Source organism: Stagnimonas aquatica, assembly GCF_003730135.1.
Classification (GTDB): domain Bacteria; phylum Pseudomonadota; class Gammaproteobacteria; order Nevskiales; family Nevskiaceae; genus Stagnimonas; species Stagnimonas aquatica.
Map to the genome: position 1 here is coordinate 306,510 of NZ_RJVO01000003.1, position 19,914 is coordinate 326,423.

Genomic DNA, 19,914 nt, shown 5'->3' on the forward strand with positions numbered 1-19,914 from the left:
GCCGGCATGAAGCCGCTGAATAAGAAAAGCAAAGCCGCCGGGGACGCCGAGGAGCTGCGCAAGCCCGTCGAGTACTCCATCGAGGATCTCGCCCGCGCCGCCAAGACCACGGTGCGCAATGTCCGCGCCTACCAGGATCGCGGCTTGATCCCACCGCCGGAGCGGCGCGGCCGCACTGGCGTCTACAGCGAGGCGCATCTGTCGCGGCTGCGCATCATCGGCCACCTGCTGCAGCGGGGTTACACCCTGGCCAGCATCGGTGAGCTGATCGAAGCCTGGGAACGCGGCCAGGACATCGCCGGGCTGATCGGCCTGGAGTCGGCGGTGTCCAGCCCCTGGACCGACGAGACGCCGGCGACCTACTCACTGATTGATCTGGTGAAGCTGTTCGGTGGGCGCTTCGAGCTGTCCTGGATCGTCAAGGCCAACGAGCTGGGCATCATCAAGCAGCAGGGAGCACGTTTCGTCGCGCCTTCGCCACGCACGCTGCAAGCCGGCGCCGAGCTGGTCAGTGTCGGCATTCCGCTGGACGAGATGCTGGACGTGGTGGCCGGCCTGCGCGCCAATGTCGAGCGCGCGGCGGACGAGATGGTGCGCCTGGTCGAGCACTACATCTTCGACAAGTACGGCAGCGGCCTGCCGCCCAAGGAAGACGTGCCCAAGCTCGGCGAGATCATCTGGCGCCTGCGCCCGCTGGTGGAGATGGCGGTGCACGCGGAAGTGGCGCGGGCGATGGAGATTGCCGCCAACAAGCATCTGGGCGACCGCCTGGCGACGGTGCTGGAACAGATGTCCAACCAGCCGCGCAGCAGCTGATCCGCTGACTCCCTCCCCCGCTTGCGGGGGAGGGGCGGGGTGGGGGCGTTTGCCCTGCTCGGGCCGCTACTTCCCCTTGCTCATCTGCAGCTTGGTGCCGAGGCCGACCAGCTTCTGGTAGCCGGTCGGCAGCAGCCGCTGCATGAGGTCCACCGCCACCGCGTCCGGCCCGATCAGCACCCGCCGGGAATTGCGGCGCACGCCCTTCAGGATGGTTTCCGCCGCCGTCTCCGGCGTGGTGATGAACATCTTCTCGAACCGCGCCTTGCCCTGTTCGGCTTCCTGGCCGATCAGCGCCTTCATGTTGTCGTCGAAGCGCGCCGCCCGGGCGATATTGGTCTTGATGCCGCCCGGGTGCACGCAGGTGGTGGAGACCGGGCTCTTGGCCATGTCCAGCTCAATGCGCAGCGCTTCGGTAAAGCCGCGCACCGCGAACTTGCTGGCGTTGTAGGCCGACTGGCTGGGCACGCCGATGATGCCGAAGATGCTGGAGATATTGATGATGTGGCCGTCGCCGGAGGCTTTCAGATAGGGCAGGAAGGCCTGGCTGCCGTGCACCACGCCCCAGAAGTTGATGTCCATGATCCAGCGGAAGTCCTCGAACTTCATGCCGTCCACCGCCGCGCCCAGGGCGACGCCAGCGTTGTTGAACACCAGGTTGATCTGGCCATGCGCCTTGGCGCTGGCCTCGGCCCAGGCGTAGATGGCGTCGCGGTTGGCGACATCCACCTTGGTCTGGGTGACCTTCACGCCCTTGGCCTCGCAGGCCTTGGCGGTTTCGGCGAGGCCGGCGCTGTTGACGTCGGACAGCGCCAGCGCGCAGCCCTGACCCGCAAGATTGATCGCCAGCGCGCGGCCGATGCCGGAGCCGGCGCCGGTGATGGCGGCGACCTTGTTCTGGAAAGACTTCATGGACTCCTCTGGATTTCTAGGTGGTTTGCAATCAGGCGGTTTCGGTCGCGCGGCTCACGCGGTAGTCGCCCAGTTTGAAGTGCCTGGTGGCCTGACGGAAGCGGAAGGTGAAACCGGGCCAGAGGGTGGTGTTCTTGCCGTTGGCGTTCACGTACCAGCTCTTGCAGCCGCTAGCCCAGATCGCCTTGCCCAGTTGCTTCTGCAGGCCCTGGTTGTAACGCGTCTGCACGGCGGCCTTCACCTCCACCTCGCGTAGTTGCTGGCGCTGGATGGTGTTCAAGGCGTCGAGCACGTAGGCGATCTGCGACTCGATCATGTAGACCATCGAGCTGTGGCCCAGGCCGGTGTTGGGGCCGACCAGCATGAACAGGTTGGGGAAGCCGTGGATGGTGGTGCCGAGATAGGCCTCGGGACCGTCCTTCCAGGCATCCAGCAGGTCCAGCCCGTCGCGACCGAAGATGGCGCCGCGCGGCAGCGGGTCCTGGGCCTTGAAGCCGGTACCGTAGACGATGCAATCCACCGGCCGCTCGACGCCGTCGCTGGTGACGATGCTGTGGGCCTTGACCTCGCGGATGCCGGTGCTGACGACCTCGACATTGGCCTGCGCCAGCGCCGGGTAGTAGTCGTCCGAGATCAGCACCCGCTTGCAACCGAAGGCGAAGTCCGGAGTGACCTTCGCGCGCAGTTCGGGGTTCCTGATCTGCTTGCGGATGTGCCGGCGGGCCAGCAGCTCCGGCAGCTTCATCACCTGCGGATTGAGCACGAAGCCGAGCACCCGGCCTTCCAGCGACCAGTAGATCGCTTCGCGGATCGCCTGCTGGGCCTGCGGCAGGCGCTTGAACAGCCGCTGCTCCAGGGCGCTGATGCGGCGGTCCGGCTTGGGCATGATCCAGGGCGGGGTGCGCTGGTAGAGATCGAGATGCCCGGCGCGCTTCTGCAACTGCGGCACGAACTGGATCGCCGAGGCGCCGGTGCCGATCACCGCGACGCGCTTGCCCTGGAAGTCGTAGTCATGGTCCCACTCGGCGGAGTGGAAGGCCTTGCCCTTGAATTTGGTGATGCCCTTGAGCTCGGGGTAGGCGGGGGTGGAGAGTCCACCCAGGCCGGCGACCAGAGCGCGTGCCTGGAAGCGGCGGCCGTCACGGGTCTTGACCTGCCAGAGCTGCGCGGCCTCGTCGTAACGCGCCTCGGTCACGTCGGCGCCGAAGCGCAGGTGCGGCGCCAGGCCGTACTTGTCGGCGCAGTGTTCGAGATAGCGCTTGATCTCCGGCTGCGGCGCGAACATCCGCGACCAGGCCGGATTGGGCTCGAAGGAGAAGGAGTAGAGGTGCGACTGCACGTCGCAGGCGCAGCCGGGGTAGGTGTTGTCGCGCCAGGTGCCGCCGACGCTCTGCGCGCGCTCCAGGACCAGAAAGTCGCTGCGCCCCTCCTGCTTGAGGCGGATCGCCATGCCGAGGCCGGCAAAGCCGGTGCCGATGATCAGGGTGGACAGCGGCGCGCCGTCGTCCGGGAGGTGTGCGTCGAATGCCATGGGGTCTCCGGGTGGTTGCTCGTGCAGCGCCGCTCTTTGATGGCGACGATTACAGTGAGTGATGGCACGATACCATAATGTTGCGCTGCGGTACTGGCTGCGGCGAACCTGGGCCTGTCGGTGCGGCCAAGTCGGTCAGATCGGGCGTCTTCGTGCGACAATAGCGTCGATTCGCGCCGGCCCCCCGCGACGGTGAGCCGTGAACCCCGCCAGGCCCGGAAGGGAGCAACGGCAGCGGTGCCACCGGGTGCCGGGGCAAGTCGGCGCGAATCCCTCTTTCAGCCCGATTCGGCTACTGCGCTTGCGATCTGCGCGCCGGATCGTGCTCACGGCCACTAGGCCGCTCCGCGCGTTCCAGCACGCATCTCGCAATGCTCGCCACGCCGACTCGGGCCGAAAGGCCTGCCTAATCGTGAAGTGCGGGCCCCCAAATGCTCGTTACGCCAATTCAGAGGCTTGGCGTTTCTGCCCGCCGCGCTCCGCGCTCCGCAGTGCTCTCTACGCCGACTCGGGCCGAAAAGGTTTCTGCATCGACTTGCGCGTGGCTGGGCGTTTTGCTTCCTCCCCCGCTTGCGGGGGAGGATCGAGGTGGGGGCGTCGGTGCTATCCCACCGGACAAGCACGATTGCGAGCGTCGTCGCTATTCCACCCGCACCAGAACGATGCCGCCGGCCTGGTATTCGACCACCAGCGGGCGGGCGACTTCGGTTTGCAGGTCTTCCAGGCGGTCGACGCGGGTGAAGGCCAGTTCGCCGCTGACCGGGGTGCGGTGCGGGGTCTCGGCTTCGCGGTAGACGCTGAAGCTGGGCATGTGGATGCGGTAGGCGACGGCGGGCAGGCCGAGTTCCTTGGCCTTGAGTCCGGCCAGCTTCACCGGCCACTGCTGGCCGTTGGCGAGCAGGGGCAGCACGCCGCCCCAGGCAGCGATGGCGACCGCCAGGCCGGCGCGCAGGGTCGCCTGCCAGGCCGGCAGGCCCGGGCGGAAGGCGGTGACCAGCAGGAGCAGCAGCGCGCCGCCGCAGGCCAGGTAGTAGCCGGGCGTTACCGTGGCTTGGATCAGTGCCACCAGGCCGCGCTCGTAGAGCCGGTGCTCGGGCGGCGGGAACAGCGGCAGCAGGCTGGGCAGGGCCAGCAGCAGCACTAGGAAGATGGCCGCCGGCAGCAGGGCCAGCCAGCGCCGGGTGATCGCTTCGTGGTGCAGGCCGAACAGCACGAACAGCGGCGTGCAGCCGTACAGCAGATAGTGCGGCAACTGGGTGGCGGAGGTGGAGAACAGCAGGAACACGCCGCCGAACCAGACCAGCAGATAGCCGGTGAGCGGCTCGCTCTTCCAGCGCTTGGCGCTGGCCAGGGCCGGCACTAGCCAGGCGCTGAACGGCAGCACGATCAGCGGCAGGAAGGCGGCGTAGTACCAGAGATGGCCGCCGTGGCTCTCCATGGTGTCGGAGTAGCGGCTGACGTTGTGGTCCAGCAGGAAGTGGCGGAAGAACTCGCCGCCGTCGCGCAGCGTCAGCAACACCGCCCAGGGCAGGAACACCGCCAGCGCCAGCAGCCAGCCGGGCACGAAGAAGGCGGCCTTCAGGCCCTCGCGCCAGCGGCCGTACAGGGCCGCGAACGGCAGCATCACCATTACCGGCAGGGCCACCGCGACCGGTCCCTTGGTCAGCAGCCCCAGGCCGATCCATAGATAGACCCGCAGCAGCACCAGCCGCCGGGGATGCTCGATCCAGCGCCAGAGGTCGAGCAGCGACAGCGCCAGCAGCAGGTTGAGCAGCGCATCGGCGGTGGCGGCATGGCCGATCAGCCCCGGGATCAGCGACAGCGCCAGGCTGCCGGCGGCGAACAGGCCTTTCTCGTGCGAGCCGCCGCCGACCTCGCGGGTGAAGCGGTAGACCGCCCAGGCCCAGAGGCTGGCGGCGATCATCGACGGCAGGCGCAGGGCGAACTCGCTCCAGCCGAGCAGGGCGACGCTGGCGGCCTGCAGCCAGTAGATCAGGATCGGCTTGTCGTAGCGTGGCTCGCCGTCGAGATAGGTCATCAGGAAGTTGCCGCGCGCGAACATCTCGCGGGTGGCCTCGCTGAAGGCGCCCTCGTCGAGGTCGAACAAGGGCACCGCCCAACTGTTCAGCCAGTAGCCGCAGAACAGGGCGAGGGCGAACAGCAGCCAGTGCTGGCGCGACATCGCGACCTCAGGCCAGTTGGCTGTCGGGGGCGGTGGGGAGCACGGGGGCTGCCGAAGGCGTGTGCCAGCTGGCCGGCTGCGGCTCGCCGGTTTCGCGCAGGAAGGCCACCCGGGGTTCGTTCTGGTAGAAGATGCGGGACAGCATTTCCGCCACCACGCCGGTGGTGATGAACTGGATCGAGAACACCAGCAGCAGGATCGACACCAGCAGCAGCGGTCGGCCGCCGATGTTCTCGCCCAGCGCGAACTTCACGAACAACAGCCAGCTCATCAGCAGGCTGCCGACCAGACCGAAGCTCAGGCCGATGACTCCGAAGAAGTGGCCGGGCCGCGCCTGGAAGCGCATGAAGAAGAACACCGTCAAGAGGTCGAGGATGACCCGGAAGGTGCGCGAGATGCCGTACTTGCTGGCGCCGAACTGGCGCGCGTAGTGGCGCACCGGCACTTCGTCAATGCGGTTGGGCGAGGTGACCATCGCCGCCCAGACCGGGATGAAGCGGTGCATCTCGCCGTACAGGCGCACCTTCTTGATCACTTCGGCGCGGTAGATCTTCAGCGAGCAGCCGTAGTCGGTGAGGTTGACGCCGGTGACCTTGGCGATCAGCCGGTTGGCGATCTTGCTGGGCAGCTTGCGGCTGACCAGGGCGTCCTGGCGGTTGGCGCGCTTGCCGGCCAGGAGGTCGAGATCGCGGGCCAGCAGCTCCTCCACCATCATCGGGATGTCGCCCGGGTCGTTCTGCAGATCGCCGTCGAGGGTGGCGATGATCTCGCCACGGGCGGCGTCGATGCCGGCCTGCATGGCGGCGGTCTGGCCGTGATTGCGCGCGAAGCGGATGACCCGGACATGCGGGCCGTATTCGGCGGCCGCCTTCATCAGGCGCGGGCCGGTCTGGTCGCTGGAGCCGTCGTCGACGACGATCAGTTCCCATTCGCCGGGGTAGCTGGCCAGGCCGTCGTGGACGCCTTTCAGCATCGGGGCGACGTTGTCCTGTTCCTTGTACATCGGGATCACGACGGACAGGCGCGGTGCGGTCATTGCGGTCAGTAAGGCAGTAGGGGACGGCCTATTGTCTCACAGGGTCGCGGCTGCCCAGCCAGGCCAGGGCGCCGGCGGCGAGCGCCACACCCAGCACCAGCAGATGCAGGTTCACCGCCGCCGCCAGCAAGGCCGGACTCGGCGCTGCGAAGGGCGAGACCAGGGCGATCACGCCGGCCTCGTAGGTGCCGAAGCCGCCGGGGGTGTGGATCGGCAATACCGTAGAGAGATCGCCACCGATGGCCCCCAGCAGCGCCTGCGCGGCGGGCAGGCTGGCGAGCAGCGCGAACACCGCTGCCAGTGCCGCCAGCTTGATGCTCCAGGCGCTCCAGCTCAGCAGCAGGTCCAGGCCGACCTGGGCGCTGCGCTGCGGCACGCCGCCCAGCAGCCGGCGCAGCAAGCGGGCGCCGCCGTTCTCGCGGCCGGCCAGCAGCCGCGCCATACCGCGCTGCACCGCCGGTGCCAGCAGCGGCAGGCCGGCGATCAGCAGCGCCGTCGCGTACCAGCCGCCGGTGCCGGGCGCCGCCCACAAGCGCGGCCCCAGGGTCGCGGCGGCGAGGCTGGCCAGCACATTGAGATCGAGCAGTCGCAGCCACAGCAGGGTGCCGGCGCCGTGCGCCAGATCGACGCCGAACCAGCGTTGCAGCAGCAGCGGGAAGCTGGCCTCGCCGGTGCGCGCCGGCAGGATCAGGTTCAGCGCGTTGTTGAGCAGGATCAGCCGCAGGCAGTCCAGCCAGCGTCCGCGCGGGATCGCCGGCTCGGCGAGGTAGACCCGCAGCGCGCGCAGCGAATAGCTGGCGAGCTGCGCCAGCACCACCAGCAGCACCAGCGCCAGCGGCACCGCCGACCAGGGCGCGAGCAGCCGGGCGAAGCCCCACCAGTGCTCGATGGCCCAGGCGAACAGCAGCAGCACCGCGAGTTGCGCGAGATAGAGCAGGGAGCGTTTCAAAAGTACGGGGCGGCGGCAGGCGAGCGCGCATCTTAGCCCCGCCTCCCGCTATAAACTGTGGGCATGAGACGCTTTGCTTCCCCTTTGTTGCCATTGTGCGTGGTCTCATGCCGGCGACGGCTCGCCACGCTACGATCCCCACGCGCCGCGTGGGGCCCCTCCACGCTGCTCGCGTCGCCATGAGCTACCTAGCCCTCGCCCGCAAATACCGTCCCCGCCGCTTCGAAGACGTGATGGGCCAGGCGCATGTCGTCAAGGCGCTGAGTCACGCCCTGGACCACGACCGCCTGCACCCGGCGATCCTGCTCACCGGCACCCGTGGCGTCGGCAAGACCACGCTGGCGCGCATCATCGCCAAGGGCCTCAACTGCGAGACCGGCGTCACCAGCCAGCCCTGCGGGCTGTGCGGCAGTTGCAAGGAGGTCGATCAGGGCCGCTTCGTCGATCTGCTGGAGATCGACGCCGCTTCCAACACCGGCGTCGATGACGTGCGTCAGGTGATCGAGAACGCCCAGTACGCGCCGGCGCGCGGCCGCTACAAGGTCTATCTGATCGACGAAGTCCACATGCTCAGCAAGGCCGCCTTCAACGCTCTGTTGAAGACGCTGGAAGAGCCGCCCAAGCATGTGAAGTTCATCCTCGCCACCACCGACCCACAGAAACTCCTGGTGACGGTGCTGTCGCGCTGCCTGCAATTCAACCTCAAGCGCCTGCCGCAATCGCTGATCCGCGAGCAGATCGCCAAGGTGCTGACCGAGGAGGGTCAGGGCTTCGAGCCCGGCGCCCTGGCCGAGCTGGCACGCTCCGCCGATGGCTCCATGCGTGACGCGCTCTCGCTCACCGACCAGGCCATCGCCTTCGCCGGCGGCGGCACCCTGCAACGCGAGCCGGTGGAGGCGATGCTCGGCACCAGCGGCCGGCGCAGCCTGTTCGAGCTGCTGGCGGCGATTGCCGGCGACGACCGCGAGGCCCTGCTGAGCGGCATCCAGCGCCTGGAAGAGCAGGCCCCGGACTACGCCGCCCTGCTCAGCGAGCTGGCCGCGCAGTTGCAGCGGCTGGCGGTATTGCAACTGCTGCCCAAGGCGCAGAGCGAGGACGACGACCCGGCGCTGATCGAGCTGAAGAGCCGGTTCGCGCCGGAAGACCTGCAACTGCATTACCAGATCGCAGTGCTCGGCCGCCGCGATCTCGGCTGGGCGCCGGACCCGCGCATCGGCTTCGAGATGACGCTGCTGCGTATGCTGGCGTTCCGGCCGGAAACGCCGGGGCCGGATGGTCAGGGTCCGCGCCGGGCCGAGTCCGCCACCGCCGCTGGCGCGGGGGCTCGCATTGCTGGCGCTCCCGCCGCCGCCGCGCCGCGCGCCCCGGTCGCCAGCCAGGCGCAGCCCGCGCCCCAGACCCGCGCGCCAGAGCCGGTGGTGTCGGCCCCGCCCAAGCCCAGCCTGCCTGCCGCTTCCGCACCGGTCGCGGAGCCGCCCGCCGTGGCGGCGGAGCCGCTGGCCGCCGATGCCAGTTGGAGCATGCGCATCGCCGCCCTGCGCCTGGACGCGATGGTCAAGCAGTTGGCGCTCAACTGCGCCTGGACCGCCCACGAAGGCGAGGTGCTGCGGCTGACGCTGGACTCCAAGGTGAAGCATCTGCTCACCGAGGAGCGGCGCCTGAGCTTGCAGAAGGCGCTGTCCGAGCAACTGGGGCAGAGCCTCCAGCTCGCCATCGACCTCGGCATCGGCAGTCTCGATACCCCGGTGGCGCAGGCCCTGGCCCAGGTCGATGCCCGTCAGAAGGCGGCCGAGGCCAGCATCGAGCAAGACCCGGCGATACGCGCCTTCCGCGAGCAATTCGGCGCCCTGCTGCGCCAGGGCAGCATCCGCCCCCTCTAGGTTTTCAGTTATCCCCGCCGGTTCAGACGCCGGCCCCACTCCCAGGAGAATCCGATGAAAGGCCCCATGGCCCAGATTCTGGCGCAAGCCCAGAAAATGCAGGACAACGTCAAGCGCGCGCAGGACGAGATCGCCCGGCTGGAGATCACCGGCGAAGCCGGGGCCGGCATGGTCAAGGTCACGCTCACCGGCAAGCACCAGGCGAAGAAGGTCGAGATCAATGCCGACGCCCTGACCGAGGACAAGGAATTTCTCGAAGACCTGATCGCCGCCGCCATCAACGACGCCGCCCAGAAGCTGGAAGCGGCGACCCAGGCGAAGATGTCGGCGGTCACCGCCGGCATGCCCATCCCCCCAGGCATGAACCTCGGCTTCTGATCGGACCCGCATGACCGCTTATTCGCCGCGCCTCGGCCGGCTGATCGAGGCATTGCGTCGCCTGCCGGGCGTCGGTCCGAAGTCGGCGCAGCGCATGGCGCTGCATCTCTTGCAGCGCGACCGCGAGGGCGCGGAGTACTTGGCGCGCGCGCTCGGTGAGGCGCTGAGCGGCATCGAGCGCTGCCCGCGCACGCGGATGTTCTGCGAACCGGCGCACTGCGGCTTCTGTAGTGCCTCGCGCGCCAAGGCCGGCCAGCTCTGCGTGGTGGAAAACCCGGCCGATCTGATCGCCATCGAAAACAGCACGCCCTATCGTGGCCGCTACTTCGTGCTCGGTGGCCGGCTCTCGCCCCTGGACGGCATCGGCCCCGAGGCGCTCGGTCTGGATCTACTTGCCGAGCAACTGGCCGACGGCACGGTGCAGGAGCTGATCATCGCCACCAACCCGACCGTCGAAGGCGAGGCCACCGCCCACTACATCGCCGAACTGGCACGCGCCCGCAACGTCAAGGTGACGCGCATCGCCCACGGCGTGCCCATGGGCGGCGAGCTGGAATACGTCGATGGCGGCACGCTCAGCCACGCTTTCGCGGGCCGGCAATTGCTGTAGCTGCGCCCGGCGCCGCGCCAGCCCGCCTAGATCGACAGTTCGCGCAGGTCGGCGGCGGGTTCGGATTCTTCCCAGAGCTGGATGTAGTCCTCGCGCTCACGCTTGGCGACGGCCGGCGCCTCGGTCTGCCAGCGCGACAGCAGCTCGCGGGCATCCTTGCGCTGCAAGAGGTGGCGACCGTCGACGATCAGCAGCTCATCGAGACGGTCGCGGCGGCGTTCCGGGCTGAGCTGGCGGATCTGGATGCGGCTGGGCAGGCGGCGGGCGAGGGCGATCAGCGGGTGGCCGCGCCGGGCCAGTTCGGTGCGGTTGAGCAGCAGCCGCAGCTCGGCGCGCTCGCTGGACAGCGCGAAACGCTGCACCGCCTCGACCAACTCGGCACTGCCGTAGAGGCGCGGGTCGAGTTCCAGGCTCAGCAGCAGCACTTCGCGCCGGGCGCCGCCGACGGCGGCCAGGGCGGTGGCGGCAAAGCCTTCCAGGCCTTCGACCGCGACCGCCTCGCTCACGGCTTGCGCGCCTGGCTGGCGGCGTTGCCGATGTAGCTCGCCGGCGTCATCGCCAGTAGCCGCTCCTTGGCCTCTTCCGGCAGCTCCAGACCCTTGACGAACTCGCGGATCGCCTCGCGGCCGATCTTCTGGCCACGGGTCAGGCGCTTGAGCTGCTCGTAGGGCTCGGGCAGGCCGTAGCGGCGCATCACGGTCTGGATCGCCTCGCCCAACACTTCCCAGTTGTCGTCCAGGTCCTTGCCCAGTTTCCAGGCATCGCCCTCGAGTTTGGAGATGCCCTTCTGCAGCGCCTGGTAGGCGATCAGCGAGTGCGCCGCGCCGACGCCGAGATTGCGCAGCACGGTGGAGTCGGTGAGGTCGCGCTGCCAGCGCGAGATCGGCAGCTTCTCGGCCAGGTGCTGCAACAGCGCGTTGGCGATGCCGAGATTGCCCTCGGCGTTCTCGAAGTCGATGGGATTGACCTTGTGCGGCATGGTCGAGCTGCCGACCTCGCCCGCCACCGCGCGCTGCTTGAAGTAGCCGACCGAGATGTAGCTCCAGATGTCGCGCGCGAAATCCACCAGGATGGTGTTGAGCCGCGACAGTGCGTGGAAGTACTCGGCGATGTAGTCGTGCGGCTCGATCTGGGTGGTGGCCGGGCTCATCTCCAGGCCCAGGCTGGCGATGAAGTCGCCGGCCATCGCCGGCCAGTCGACTTCCGGATAGCTGGCGATGTGGGCGTTCCAGTTGCCGACCGCGCCGTTGATCTTGCCCAGGCAGGGCACGGCGGCGAGTTGCGCGCGCTGGCGCCGGAGGCGCGCCACGAACACCGCCATCTCCTTGCCCAGCGTGGTCGGCGAGGCCGGCTGGCCGTGGGTGCGGCTGAGCATCGGTTGCTCGGCGTACTGCTGCGACAGCGAGGAGATCGCCGCCAGGGTCTTGTCGATGGCCGGCAGCAGCACCTTTTCGCGGGCATCCCGCAGCATCAGGGCGTGGGCGAGGTTGTTCATGTCCTCGCTGGTGCAGGCGAAGTGGATGAACTCGGTGACTGCCGCCAGTTCCGGATGGCCCTGGGCCTTGTCCTTCAGGTAGTACTCGACCGCCTTCACGTCGTGGTTGGTGGTCTGCTCCTTGACCTTGATCCACTGGGCTTCATCGACGTTGAAATTGCTGATGATCGCTTCCAGCCGGGCGTGGGCGGCCTCCGACAGCGGCGGCACCTCCGGAATGCCCGAGTGCCGGCTCAGGGCCTGCAACCAGCGGATCTCGGCGATCACGCGGTAGCGCATCAGCCCGTACTCGGAGAAGAATTCGCGCAGGGCGACGGTCTTTTCGGCGTAGCGGCCGTCGATGGGGGAGATGGCGGAGAGCGAGGTCAGGTTCATCGGACGGGCTTGGGTCGGGCCGCCGGGCTGCGGCGGTAGCTGCGAAAGACGCGCATTTTACGCGACGAGGTGCGATTGCCATGAGCAAGTTCAGAATCGAGCGGGACAGCCTGGGCCCGATGCAGGTGCCGGCGCAGGCGCTGTGGGGCGCCCAGACCCAGCGGGCGGTGGAGAACTTCCCGGTTTCCGGCCTGCGCCTGCCGCGTGCATTCATCCGCGCGCTGGGCTTGATCAAGGCGACGGCCGCCGAGGCCAACGCCGGGCTCGGTCTGCTCGACACCGCCCGCGCCGAGGCGATTGCCGCCGCCGCCAGCGAGGTGGCCGAAGGTGCCCACGACGAGCAGTTTCCGGTGGATGTGTTCCAGACCGGCTCCGGCACCTCCAGCAACATGAACGCCAACGAGGTGATCGCGCGGCTCGCCAGCCGGGCCGCCGGCCTGGCGGTGCATCCCAATGACCACGTCAATTACGGCCAGTCCTCCAACGATGTGATCCCTACCGCAGTGCATGTGTCGGCGGCCCTGCTGGTGCAGGAGCAGTTGAAGCCGGCGCTGGCGCATCTGCACAAGGTCATCGAGGCCAGGGCGCGCGGCCTGCGCGGGCAGGTGAAGACCGGGCGCACGCATCTGATGGACGCGATGCCGTTGGGCTTCGATCAGGAGCTGTCCGGCTGGGCACAGCAAGTGAAGAACGGCGTCGCGCGGCTGGACTCGGCGATGCCGCGACTGCTGGCCCTGGCCCAGGGTGGCACCGCAGTCGGCACCGGCATCAACGCCCATCCGCGCTTCGCGCGCAGCTTCGCGCGGCTGCTGGCCAGGCGCACCGGCCTCAAGTTCGTGCCCAGCCCGAACGCTTTCGAGAGCCTGGCGACGGTGGATGCCGCCGCCGAGCTGTCCGGTCAGTTGAAGGTGATTGCCGTCTCGCTGATGAAGATCGCCAACGATCTGCGCTGGATGAATTCCGGCCCGCTGGCCGGCCTGGGCGAGATCGCCCTGCCGACCCTGCAACCGGGCAGTTCGATCATGCCGGGCAAGGTCAATCCGGTGATACCGGAGGCGACCTGCATGGTCGCCGCCCAGGTGATCGGCAACGACGCGGCGATCACCATCGCCGCCCAGTCCGGCAACTTCCAGCTCAACGTCATGCTGCCGCTGGTGGCGCACAACCTCTTGCAGTCGCTGGAGCTGCTCGCCAATGTCAGCCGCCTGCTGGCCGACCGCGCCATCGCCGGCTTCGTGGTCAACCAGGCGCACATCGACGAGGCCTTGGCGAAGAACCCCATCCTGATCACCGCGCTCAACGAGCGGATCGGCTACGAGCGCGGCGCCGCCATCGCCAAGCGCGCCTACGCCGAGCGGCGGCCGGTGCTGGAGGTGGCGCTGGAGGAAACCGGCCTGCCGGAGCGCACACTGCGCCGTCTGCTGGATCCGGCGGCGCTGACCGAGGGCGGCATCAAGGGCGGTTCCAGCGGCGCTGGGGGCTGAGCGGCGAGGGGCGGATGACCTTTGGTCGGGATGGCAGATGATTCCATCGGCAGGCCTGCGCCGAGAGCGGGTTTGCGACTAGGCTTGCCGCAGAAGAACACGCCAGGAGGCACTCCATGTTCCGCAGCTCCGCTCGCAAGCCCGAACCCGTCGCCGTTGCGCTGCCGCCGGCCTATCTGACCGTCTATGCCGCCGAGGCTGGCCGTCACGATCCGCATCTGGCGCCGGGACTGGAGTCGCTGCTGCCGCCGGGCACCCGCTACGAACTGGCCGCGCCGCCAGAGCCGCAGCGCGAGGGCACGCCGCTGATCCCCGCCTCCTCCGAATTCGTGGTCAGCCTGTTCCTCGATCCCGAACAGCTCGACGGCATCGCCGACAAGGTGCTGGCGGCGCGTTCCGGCGGCCGCCACAACAGCCTGGTGATCGTCATCAACGGCCGCCAGTTCGGCGCTCTTGGCCGCTGGCTGGAGCGGCGCAGTTCCGCCGGTCGCCTGGCCGGCGTGCATCTGATGGTGGCGCGCGATGTCTCCGATGCCCTGGCGCAACTGCCACGGCGGCTGAGCCCGGTGGTGGAAGACAATCTGATCCGCATGCCGACCTCCACCGAGATCGACAACCCCGGCTACAAGAGCTTCTACATCTTCAGCCCGGAGCTGCACGCGGTGGTGGCGCGCATCCGTGCCTTCGCCAAGAACGGCGTCAGCCGCGCCTATCTGCTCGGCGGCCCCGGCAGCGGCAAGACCTCGCTGGCCTTCTACTACTTCCTGGTGCGCAACAAGGGTCGCTTCGTGTCGGTGAACCTGGCGGCGGAAAACACCGGCGACAAGGCGGCGATCAAGTCCCTGCTCTGCGGCCACGTCTCCGGGGCCTTCCCCGGCGCTGGCGGCCGCACTGGCGCCTTCTCGCATGCCCGCGACGGCGTCTGCTTCCTGGACGAGGCGCACGGCGTCACCGGCGCGGTGATGGAAACCCTGATGGAAGCCCTGGACAACGGCCAGTACCTGCCGTTCGGCGCCTCCGCCAAGCAGTCGCTGGACTGCGCCCTGCTGTTCGCCACCAACCGCAGTTGGGAGCATTTGCGCAACTCGGTGAACATCGACGAATTCACCCGCCTGGGTGCGGCCACCATCTCGGTGCCGGAACTGCACCGGCGCGAGGAAGACATGATCGCCGTGGTCGCCGCCAATCTCGCCAAGCTGGGTTCGCGCTGCACCAGTTGGCGGGCGCCGGAGGGCTTGTCGGAACCCGCCTGGCAGGCGATCCGCGACTGCCGCTGGCATGGCAATGTCCGCGCCCTGACCCGCGTGCTGGAAGCGGCCTTCGTCGATTCCGCCATGCGCGAGGACTCGCGCGGCCTGCTGGAGCTGGACGATGTCCGCAACGGCATCGCGCTCTGGGAGCCGGCGGACCACCATAGTCACGCGGTCTACGCCTCCAACTGACAGGGCTGTGGCGGCCGGCTGCCATTCCGGAGCCGGCCAAGTCGGTGGCATTTCGGTAGGATGCGCGCCTGCCGAAAACCACCCGCCAGACGCCCAGCCATGAGCACCATCCGCCAGGACGACTTCATCCAGTCGATTGCCGACGCCTTCCAGTACATCAGCTACTACCACCCGCTGGACTACATCCAGGCGCTGGGCGAGGCCTACGAGAAGGAAGAGTCACCGGCGGCCAAGGACGCGATTGCGCAGATCCTGACCAATTCCCGGATGTGCGCCGAGGGCAAGCGCCCGATCTGCCAGGACACCGGCATCTGCGTGGTGTTCCTCAAGGTCGGCATGAATGTGCGCTGGGACGCGACCTTGAGTGTGCAGGAGATGGTCAACGAGGGCGTGCGCCGCGCCTACCTCAATCCCGAGAACAAGCTGCGCGCTTCGGTGCTGGCCGACCCGGCCGGTAAGCGCAGCAACACCAAGGACAACACCCCGGCGGTGATCCACTACGAGATCGTCCCCGGCGATCACGTCGAGGTAACCTGCGCCGCCAAGGGCGGCGGCAGCGAGAACAAGTCCAAGCTGGTCTGCCTCAACCCCAGCGACTCCATCGTCGATTGGGTGCTGAAGACCGTGCCGACCATGGGCGCCGGCTGGTGCCCGCCCGGCATTCTCGGCATCGGCATCGGCGGCACGCCGGAGAAGGCGGCGGTGATGGCCAAGGAGGCGATCATGGCGCCGGTGGACATCCATCTGGTCAAGGCCAAGAAGGCGCGCGGTGAAACTCTCACCAAGGTCGAGGAACTGCGCCTGGAGCTGCTGGAGAAGGTCAACGCGCTGGGCATCGGCGCCCAGGGCCTGGGCGGCCTGACGACCGTGCTGGACGTGAAGATCATCGACTACCCGACCCACGCCGCCAGCCTGCCGGTGGCGATGATCCCCAACTGCGCCGCCACCCGCCATGTGCACTTCGAGCTGGACGGCTCCGGGCCGGCGAAGCTGGAAGCGCCGAAGCTGGAAGACTGGCCGCAGGTGACCTGGGCGGCCGATACCAAGACCTCCACCCGGGTCAATCTCGATACCCTGACGCCGGAAGAAGTGGCGAGCTGGAAGCCGGGCCAGACCCTGCTGCTCAACGGCAAGATGCTCACCGGCCGTGATGCCGCCCATAAGCGCATCCAGGACATGCTTGCCAAGGGCGAGAAGCTGCCGGTGGACTTCACCAACCGCGTCATCTACTACGTCGGCCCGGTCGATCCGGTGCGCGACGAGGCGGTGGGCCCGGCCGGCCCGACCACGGCGACGCGCATGGACAAGTTCACCGAGATGATGCTGGCCAAGACCGGCCTGATCGCGATGATCGGCAAGGCCGAGCGCGGCCCGGTGGCCATCGAGGCGATCAAGAAGCACAAGAGCGCCTACCTGATGGCGGTGGGCGGCGCCGCCTACCTGGTGTCGAAGGCCATCAAGTCGGCCAAGGTGCTGGGCTTCGAGGACATCGGCATGGAAGCCATCTACGAGTTCGAGGTGGTGGACATGCCGGTGACCGTGGCGGTCGATGCGCAGGGAACTTCCGTGCACGAGACCGGGCCCAAGCTCTGGCAGGGCAAGCTCGCGGGCATCCCCGTGGTCTCGGCCTGATCCTTCCTCCACCAGACTTTTGATCGGGACGCCATGAAGGCCTTGCTCAGCTATCGCGGTCTCAGTTTCCTCGGCTTCGCCGGCTGCGCCAGCGGCCTGTTGATGGCGATCTTCTTCTTCCAGAAGTTCCTGGGGCTGGAACCTTGCCCGATGTGCATCTTCCAGCGCGTCGCCATGCTGGCGGCCGGGCTGGTATTCCTGATCGCCGCGCTGCACGGCCCCAAGGCCTGGGGGCGCTGGGTCTACAGCGGCCTGGCGACGCTGGCCAGCCTGATCGGCGCCGGCATCGCCTGGCGGCATGTGTGGTTGCAGGGCCTGCCGGAAGACCAGCGCCCCGCCTGCGGCCCGACGCTGAGCTATCTGATGGACATGATGCCGCTGCAGGAGGTGGTCACCACCATCCTCAAGGGCGACGGCAACTGCGCCAAGATCGACTGGACCTTCCTCGGCCAGAGCCTGCCGTTCTGGACCCTGATGGTGTTCTTCGCGCTGATCGCCTGGGCGCTGCTGACGCCCCTGCTGGCCCGGCGTTGATCGCGCCGCGCTAATTCTTGCCGGCGGTCTCTATCGAGCTCACCCGGCCGGCTTCGAACTGGACCCGTAGCTTTTCCAGGGCCTCGCCGCCGGTGCCGATGCCAACACCGGCGCCGACGCTGGTGCCGCCGCCGCTGAATCCGCCCAGGCCGAAGCTGAGCGCGGGGCCGCGGTCCTGGTAGGACCAGACCTCCGCCTCGCCCTCAGCGGTCTGCCGGCTGTAGACGCGGCTGGGTTCGCCCAGGGCCATACGCACCTGCTCCGGCGTGAAGCCTATGGCGATCTCGCCGGCGCGAATTTTCTCGCGCACCTCGGCCGGGTAGCTGTCGAACTGCCCCTGCTGTTCACCGATGCGCGAGGCGGTGGTGCTGCAGGCGCCGAGTCCGATACTCAGGCTCAGAGCCAGCAGGGCGGCGGTGTGAGTGGTGGTCATCGTCGGTCTCCGGTTGGGGTCAGCACTGGGGTTGAGACCCTTCCGGGGACGATGAAGTTGCCGGCAGCGATTCTCAGGGCGGCGGTGAAGCGATACCCTTGCGACCCGTACTTCTTCGACCGTCCGCCCGCCATGAGCACCGCCACCACTGATCTCTCCGACGCCCATCCTGAAGCCCAGGTCGCCGAGCCGCTGTTCGCCGACTACGGCGGCCGCCTAGCGTTTCACGGTCCGATCAAGACCCTGAAGGTGTTCGAGGACAACGCCCTGGTGCGTTCCACCCTGGAGACACCCGGCGAGGGGCGCGTGCTGGTGGTGGATGGCGGCGGCTCCACCCGTTGCGCGCTGGTGGGTGGCCTGCTGGGCGAATTGGCGGTCAAGAACAAGTGGGCCGGTATCGTGGTGTTCGGCTACATCCGCGACGCCGCCGAGATCGCCGAGCAGGACTTCGGCCTCAAGGCCCTGGGCACCCATCCGCGCAAGAGTGAGAAGGGCTTGCACTCCGGGCATGTGGACAAGGTGGTGACCTTCGCCGGGGTGACCTTTAAGCCTGGGGCCTGGCTGTATGCCGACCTGGATGGAATCGTGGTTTCGGATTCTGCAATTCACAAGAAGTAGGCTGGGATTCGGCATGGCCCTTCAAGGCCCGCTTCGGCGGGCCTTTTGTTTTGGGCAGTGTGGGTCGGTCACGCTGTTTTGTTGTGGTTCGCGCGTTCGCGCTCTGCTGAGTCGCCAATAGGCGAAAAAAAGACAGCAAACAGCACACACAAAGCAGAGCGCGAACGCGCGAACCACAGCCCAGCAAGCAGACGAAAACTTAAACACCCGCCCAGTACACTCCACGACTTCCACCTCAAAAGAACAGACACTCCGTGCAAGACATGACCACCGGCCCCATCCGCAACCACGTCCTGCGGATGATGAGCTTCATGCTGGTCGGCATGCTCACCCAGACCCTCTACGCCCTGGTGGACATCTGGTGGGTGAGTCGCCTGGGCAAGGAGGCGATCGCCGCCGTCAGCGTCGCCAGCAACCTGATGTTCGTGGTGCTGGCGGTCTCGCAAACCCTGGGCGTCGGCGTGGTGGCGCTGGTGTCACAGGCTTTCGGTGCCAAGAACGAGCGGCAGGTGCAGTACCTGTTCAATCAGGCGCAGGCGCAATCCATCGCCGCCGCGCTGTTGTTCCTGCTGATCGGCTATGCCGGCAAGGACTACTACGCCGCTCGCCTGGCGGGCGACGCGATAACGGCCGGGTTGGCGAGCCAGTTCCTCGCCTGGTTCATCCCGGCGCAGAGCCTATTGTTCCTGATGACCGGCCTGGGCTCGGCCCTGCGCGGCATCGGCGCCATGAAACCGGGGCTGATCGCCCAGGTTGGCTCGGTGCTGCTCAACATGCTGCTGGCGCCGTTCCTGATCTTTGGCTGGCTGGGCGCTCCCGCGCTGGGCGTGGCCGGTGCCGCGCTCGCCACCTTCCTCGCCACCCTGTCAGCGGTGCTCGGCCTGGTCTGGTATCTCGGGCGCGCCAGCACCTATCTGCGGATCGACTGGGCGCAATGGCGGCCGGATTGGGCGTTGTGGCGGCGCATGTTGTCCATCGGCCTGCCTTCCGGGGCCGAGTTCCTGATCATGTCGCTGATCCTGGGGCTGATCTATTGGGTGATACGGCCGTTCGGCGCCGAGGCGCAGGCAGGCTTCGGCATTGGCATGCGGATCATGCAGGCCGGCTTCATGCCGGCGGTGGCGCTCAGCTTTGCGGTGGCGGCGGTGGCCGGGCAGAACTACGGTGCCGGCCATCACCAGCGGGTGCGACAGAGCTTCACCGAGAGCGCCAAGCTCAACATCGGCTTCATGCTGCTGTTCACCCTGGTCTGCCAGCTGGCGCCGGCGCTCATGATGGGCTGGTTCTCCAGCGAACCCACCGTGGTGACGGTTGGTGCCGACTACCTGCGCTATATCTCCTGGAACTACGTGGCCTCCGGCCTGATCATGGTCGCGGCCGGCGTGTTCCAGGGCCTGGGCAATACCTTGCCCTCGCTGCTGGCCTCGGCTTCGCGACTGCTGAGCTTCGTGCTGCCGGTGCTCTGGCTGGCCGGGCGGGAGGGCTTTCAGCTGCACCAGGTCTGGATCGCTTCGGCGATCTCGGTGGGGCTGCAGATGGTCCTCAGTCTGGCGCTGCTGCGCCGGGAGTTCCGCCGCAAGCTGACGGCTCCCGGTGCTGGCTGAGCC

Annotated in this window: 18 protein-coding genes and 1 other RNA gene; 11 read left to right on the top strand and 8 right to left on the bottom strand. The window is 67.9% G+C overall.

Annotated features, from left to right (window positions below):
* Positions 1 to 6: 6 nt before the first annotated feature.
* Positions 7 to 816, top strand: a complete 810-nt coding sequence (locus ED208_RS08650) for a MerR family transcriptional regulator (RefSeq protein WP_123211483.1) — start codon at positions 7 to 9, stop codon at positions 814 to 816.
* 66 nt (positions 817 to 882) lie between these two features.
* On the opposite strand, the gene ED208_RS08655 is transcribed toward ED208_RS08650, so the two are convergent.
* On the bottom strand, positions 883 to 1,728 hold the full coding sequence (locus ED208_RS08655) for an SDR family NAD(P)-dependent oxidoreductase (RefSeq protein ID WP_123211484.1): 846 nt from the start codon (positions 1,726 to 1,728) through the stop codon (positions 883 to 885).
* A 31-nt stretch (positions 1,729 to 1,759) separates the two neighbouring features.
* Positions 1,760 to 3,259: a flavin-containing monooxygenase gene (locus tag ED208_RS08660; protein ID WP_123211485.1), complete on the bottom strand. Its 1,500-nt coding sequence runs from the start codon at positions 3,257 to 3,259 to the stop codon at positions 1,760 to 1,762.
* A gap of 173 nt (positions 3,260 to 3,432) precedes the next feature.
* Here ED208_RS08660 and ffs point away from each other — a divergent pair.
* Positions 3,433 to 3,529: signal recognition particle sRNA small type (gene ffs / locus ED208_RS08665), an RNA gene on the top strand.
* Positions 3,530 to 3,899: 370 nt separating this feature from the next.
* Here the strand turns inward: ffs and ED208_RS08670 are convergent.
* Genes ED208_RS08670 through ED208_RS08680 form a run of 3 tightly spaced genes read right to left on the bottom strand, consistent with a single transcriptional unit; the run spans position 3,900 to position 7,426 of the window.
* The gene (locus tag ED208_RS08670) at positions 3,900 to 5,441 is read right to left on the bottom strand and encodes an ArnT family glycosyltransferase (protein ID WP_123211486.1); all 1,542 of its coding nucleotides are present in this window, start codon (positions 5,439 to 5,441) and stop codon (positions 3,900 to 3,902) included.
* A 7-nt stretch (positions 5,442 to 5,448) separates the two neighbouring features.
* Positions 5,449 to 6,477 carry a glycosyltransferase family 2 protein gene (locus tag ED208_RS08675; protein ID WP_123211487.1) on the bottom strand — a complete coding sequence of 343 codons (1,029 nt, stop codon included), beginning with the start codon at positions 6,475 to 6,477 and terminating at the stop codon, positions 5,449 to 5,451.
* A 28-nt stretch (positions 6,478 to 6,505) separates the two neighbouring features.
* Positions 6,506 to 7,426 (bottom strand): lysylphosphatidylglycerol synthase domain-containing protein, encoded by a 921-nt coding sequence (locus ED208_RS08680; protein WP_123211488.1) that lies wholly within the window; start codon positions 7,424 to 7,426, stop codon positions 6,506 to 6,508.
* A 179-nt stretch (positions 7,427 to 7,605) separates the two neighbouring features.
* On the opposite strand from ED208_RS08680, the gene dnaX reads away from it, so the two are divergent.
* Genes dnaX through recR form a run of 3 tightly spaced genes read left to right on the top strand, consistent with a single transcriptional unit; the run spans position 7,606 to position 10,294 of the window.
* Positions 7,606 to 9,306 (top strand): DNA polymerase III subunit gamma/tau, encoded by a 1,701-nt coding sequence (gene dnaX, locus ED208_RS08685; protein WP_123211489.1) that lies wholly within the window; start codon positions 7,606 to 7,608, stop codon positions 9,304 to 9,306.
* Positions 9,307 to 9,360: 54 nt separating this feature from the next.
* Entirely contained in the window at positions 9,361 to 9,684 is a 324-nt protein-coding gene (locus ED208_RS08690) for a YbaB/EbfC family nucleoid-associated protein (protein ID WP_123211490.1), read from the top strand.
* A gap of 10 nt (positions 9,685 to 9,694) precedes the next feature.
* Complete coding sequence (recR, locus tag ED208_RS08695) at positions 9,695 to 10,294, top strand: recombination mediator RecR (RefSeq protein ID WP_123211491.1); 600 nt, start codon at positions 9,695 to 9,697, stop codon at positions 10,292 to 10,294.
* 26 nt (positions 10,295 to 10,320) lie between these two features.
* Here the strand turns inward: recR and ED208_RS08700 are convergent, their stop codons facing one another.
* Both ED208_RS08700 and purB read right to left on the bottom strand, forming a co-directional pair.
* Positions 10,321 to 10,800 (bottom strand): DUF7931 domain-containing protein, encoded by a 480-nt coding sequence (locus tag ED208_RS08700; RefSeq protein ID WP_123211492.1) that lies wholly within the window; start codon positions 10,798 to 10,800, stop codon positions 10,321 to 10,323.
* Positions 10,797 to 12,164, bottom strand: coding sequence for an adenylosuccinate lyase (gene purB / locus ED208_RS08705; RefSeq protein ID WP_123211493.1), 1,368 nt, complete (start codon positions 12,162 to 12,164; stop codon positions 10,797 to 10,799). Before purB ends, ED208_RS08700 begins: the two co-directional genes overlap by 4 nt.
* An 80-nt stretch (positions 12,165 to 12,244) precedes the next feature.
* On the opposite strand from purB, the gene ED208_RS08710 reads away from it, so the two are divergent.
* The 4 genes from ED208_RS08710 to ED208_RS08725 all read left to right on the top strand — a co-directional run bounded on the left by ED208_RS08710 (position 12,245) and on the right by ED208_RS08725 (position 17,256).
* The gene (locus ED208_RS08710; protein ID WP_123211494.1) at positions 12,245 to 13,648 is read left to right on the top strand and encodes a class II fumarate hydratase; all 1,404 of its coding nucleotides are present in this window, start codon (positions 12,245 to 12,247) and stop codon (positions 13,646 to 13,648) included.
* A gap of 116 nt (positions 13,649 to 13,764) precedes the next feature.
* Complete coding sequence (locus ED208_RS08715; protein ID WP_123211495.1) at positions 13,765 to 15,090, top strand: sigma 54-interacting transcriptional regulator; 1,326 nt, start codon at positions 13,765 to 13,767, stop codon at positions 15,088 to 15,090.
* Positions 15,091 to 15,189: 99 nt separating this feature from the next.
* Positions 15,190 to 16,722, top strand: coding sequence for a fumarate hydratase (locus ED208_RS08720; protein WP_123211496.1), 1,533 nt, complete (start codon positions 15,190 to 15,192; stop codon positions 16,720 to 16,722).
* Between the two features lie 33 nt (positions 16,723 to 16,755).
* A complete protein-coding gene (locus ED208_RS08725; protein WP_123211497.1) occupies positions 16,756 to 17,256 on the top strand; it encodes a disulfide bond formation protein B in 501 nt (166 codons plus the stop codon).
* A gap of 10 nt (positions 17,257 to 17,266) precedes the next feature.
* On the opposite strand, the gene ED208_RS08730 is transcribed toward ED208_RS08725, so the two are convergent.
* Positions 17,267 to 17,689 (bottom strand): hypothetical protein, encoded by a 423-nt coding sequence (locus ED208_RS08730; RefSeq protein WP_123211498.1) that lies wholly within the window; start codon positions 17,687 to 17,689, stop codon positions 17,267 to 17,269.
* A 132-nt stretch (positions 17,690 to 17,821) separates the two neighbouring features.
* Here ED208_RS08730 and rraA point away from each other — a divergent pair, with 132 nt between their 5' ends.
* Together rraA and ED208_RS08740 are read left to right on the top strand one after the other, a co-directional pair.
* Positions 17,822 to 18,307, top strand: coding sequence for a ribonuclease E activity regulator RraA (gene rraA / locus ED208_RS08735; RefSeq protein ID WP_123211499.1), 486 nt, complete (start codon positions 17,822 to 17,824; stop codon positions 18,305 to 18,307).
* A 263-nt stretch (positions 18,308 to 18,570) separates the two neighbouring features.
* On the top strand, positions 18,571 to 19,911 hold the full coding sequence (locus ED208_RS08740; protein ID WP_123211500.1) for an MATE family efflux transporter: 1,341 nt from the start codon (positions 18,571 to 18,573) through the stop codon (positions 19,909 to 19,911).
* Positions 19,912 to 19,914 lie beyond the last annotated feature (3 nt).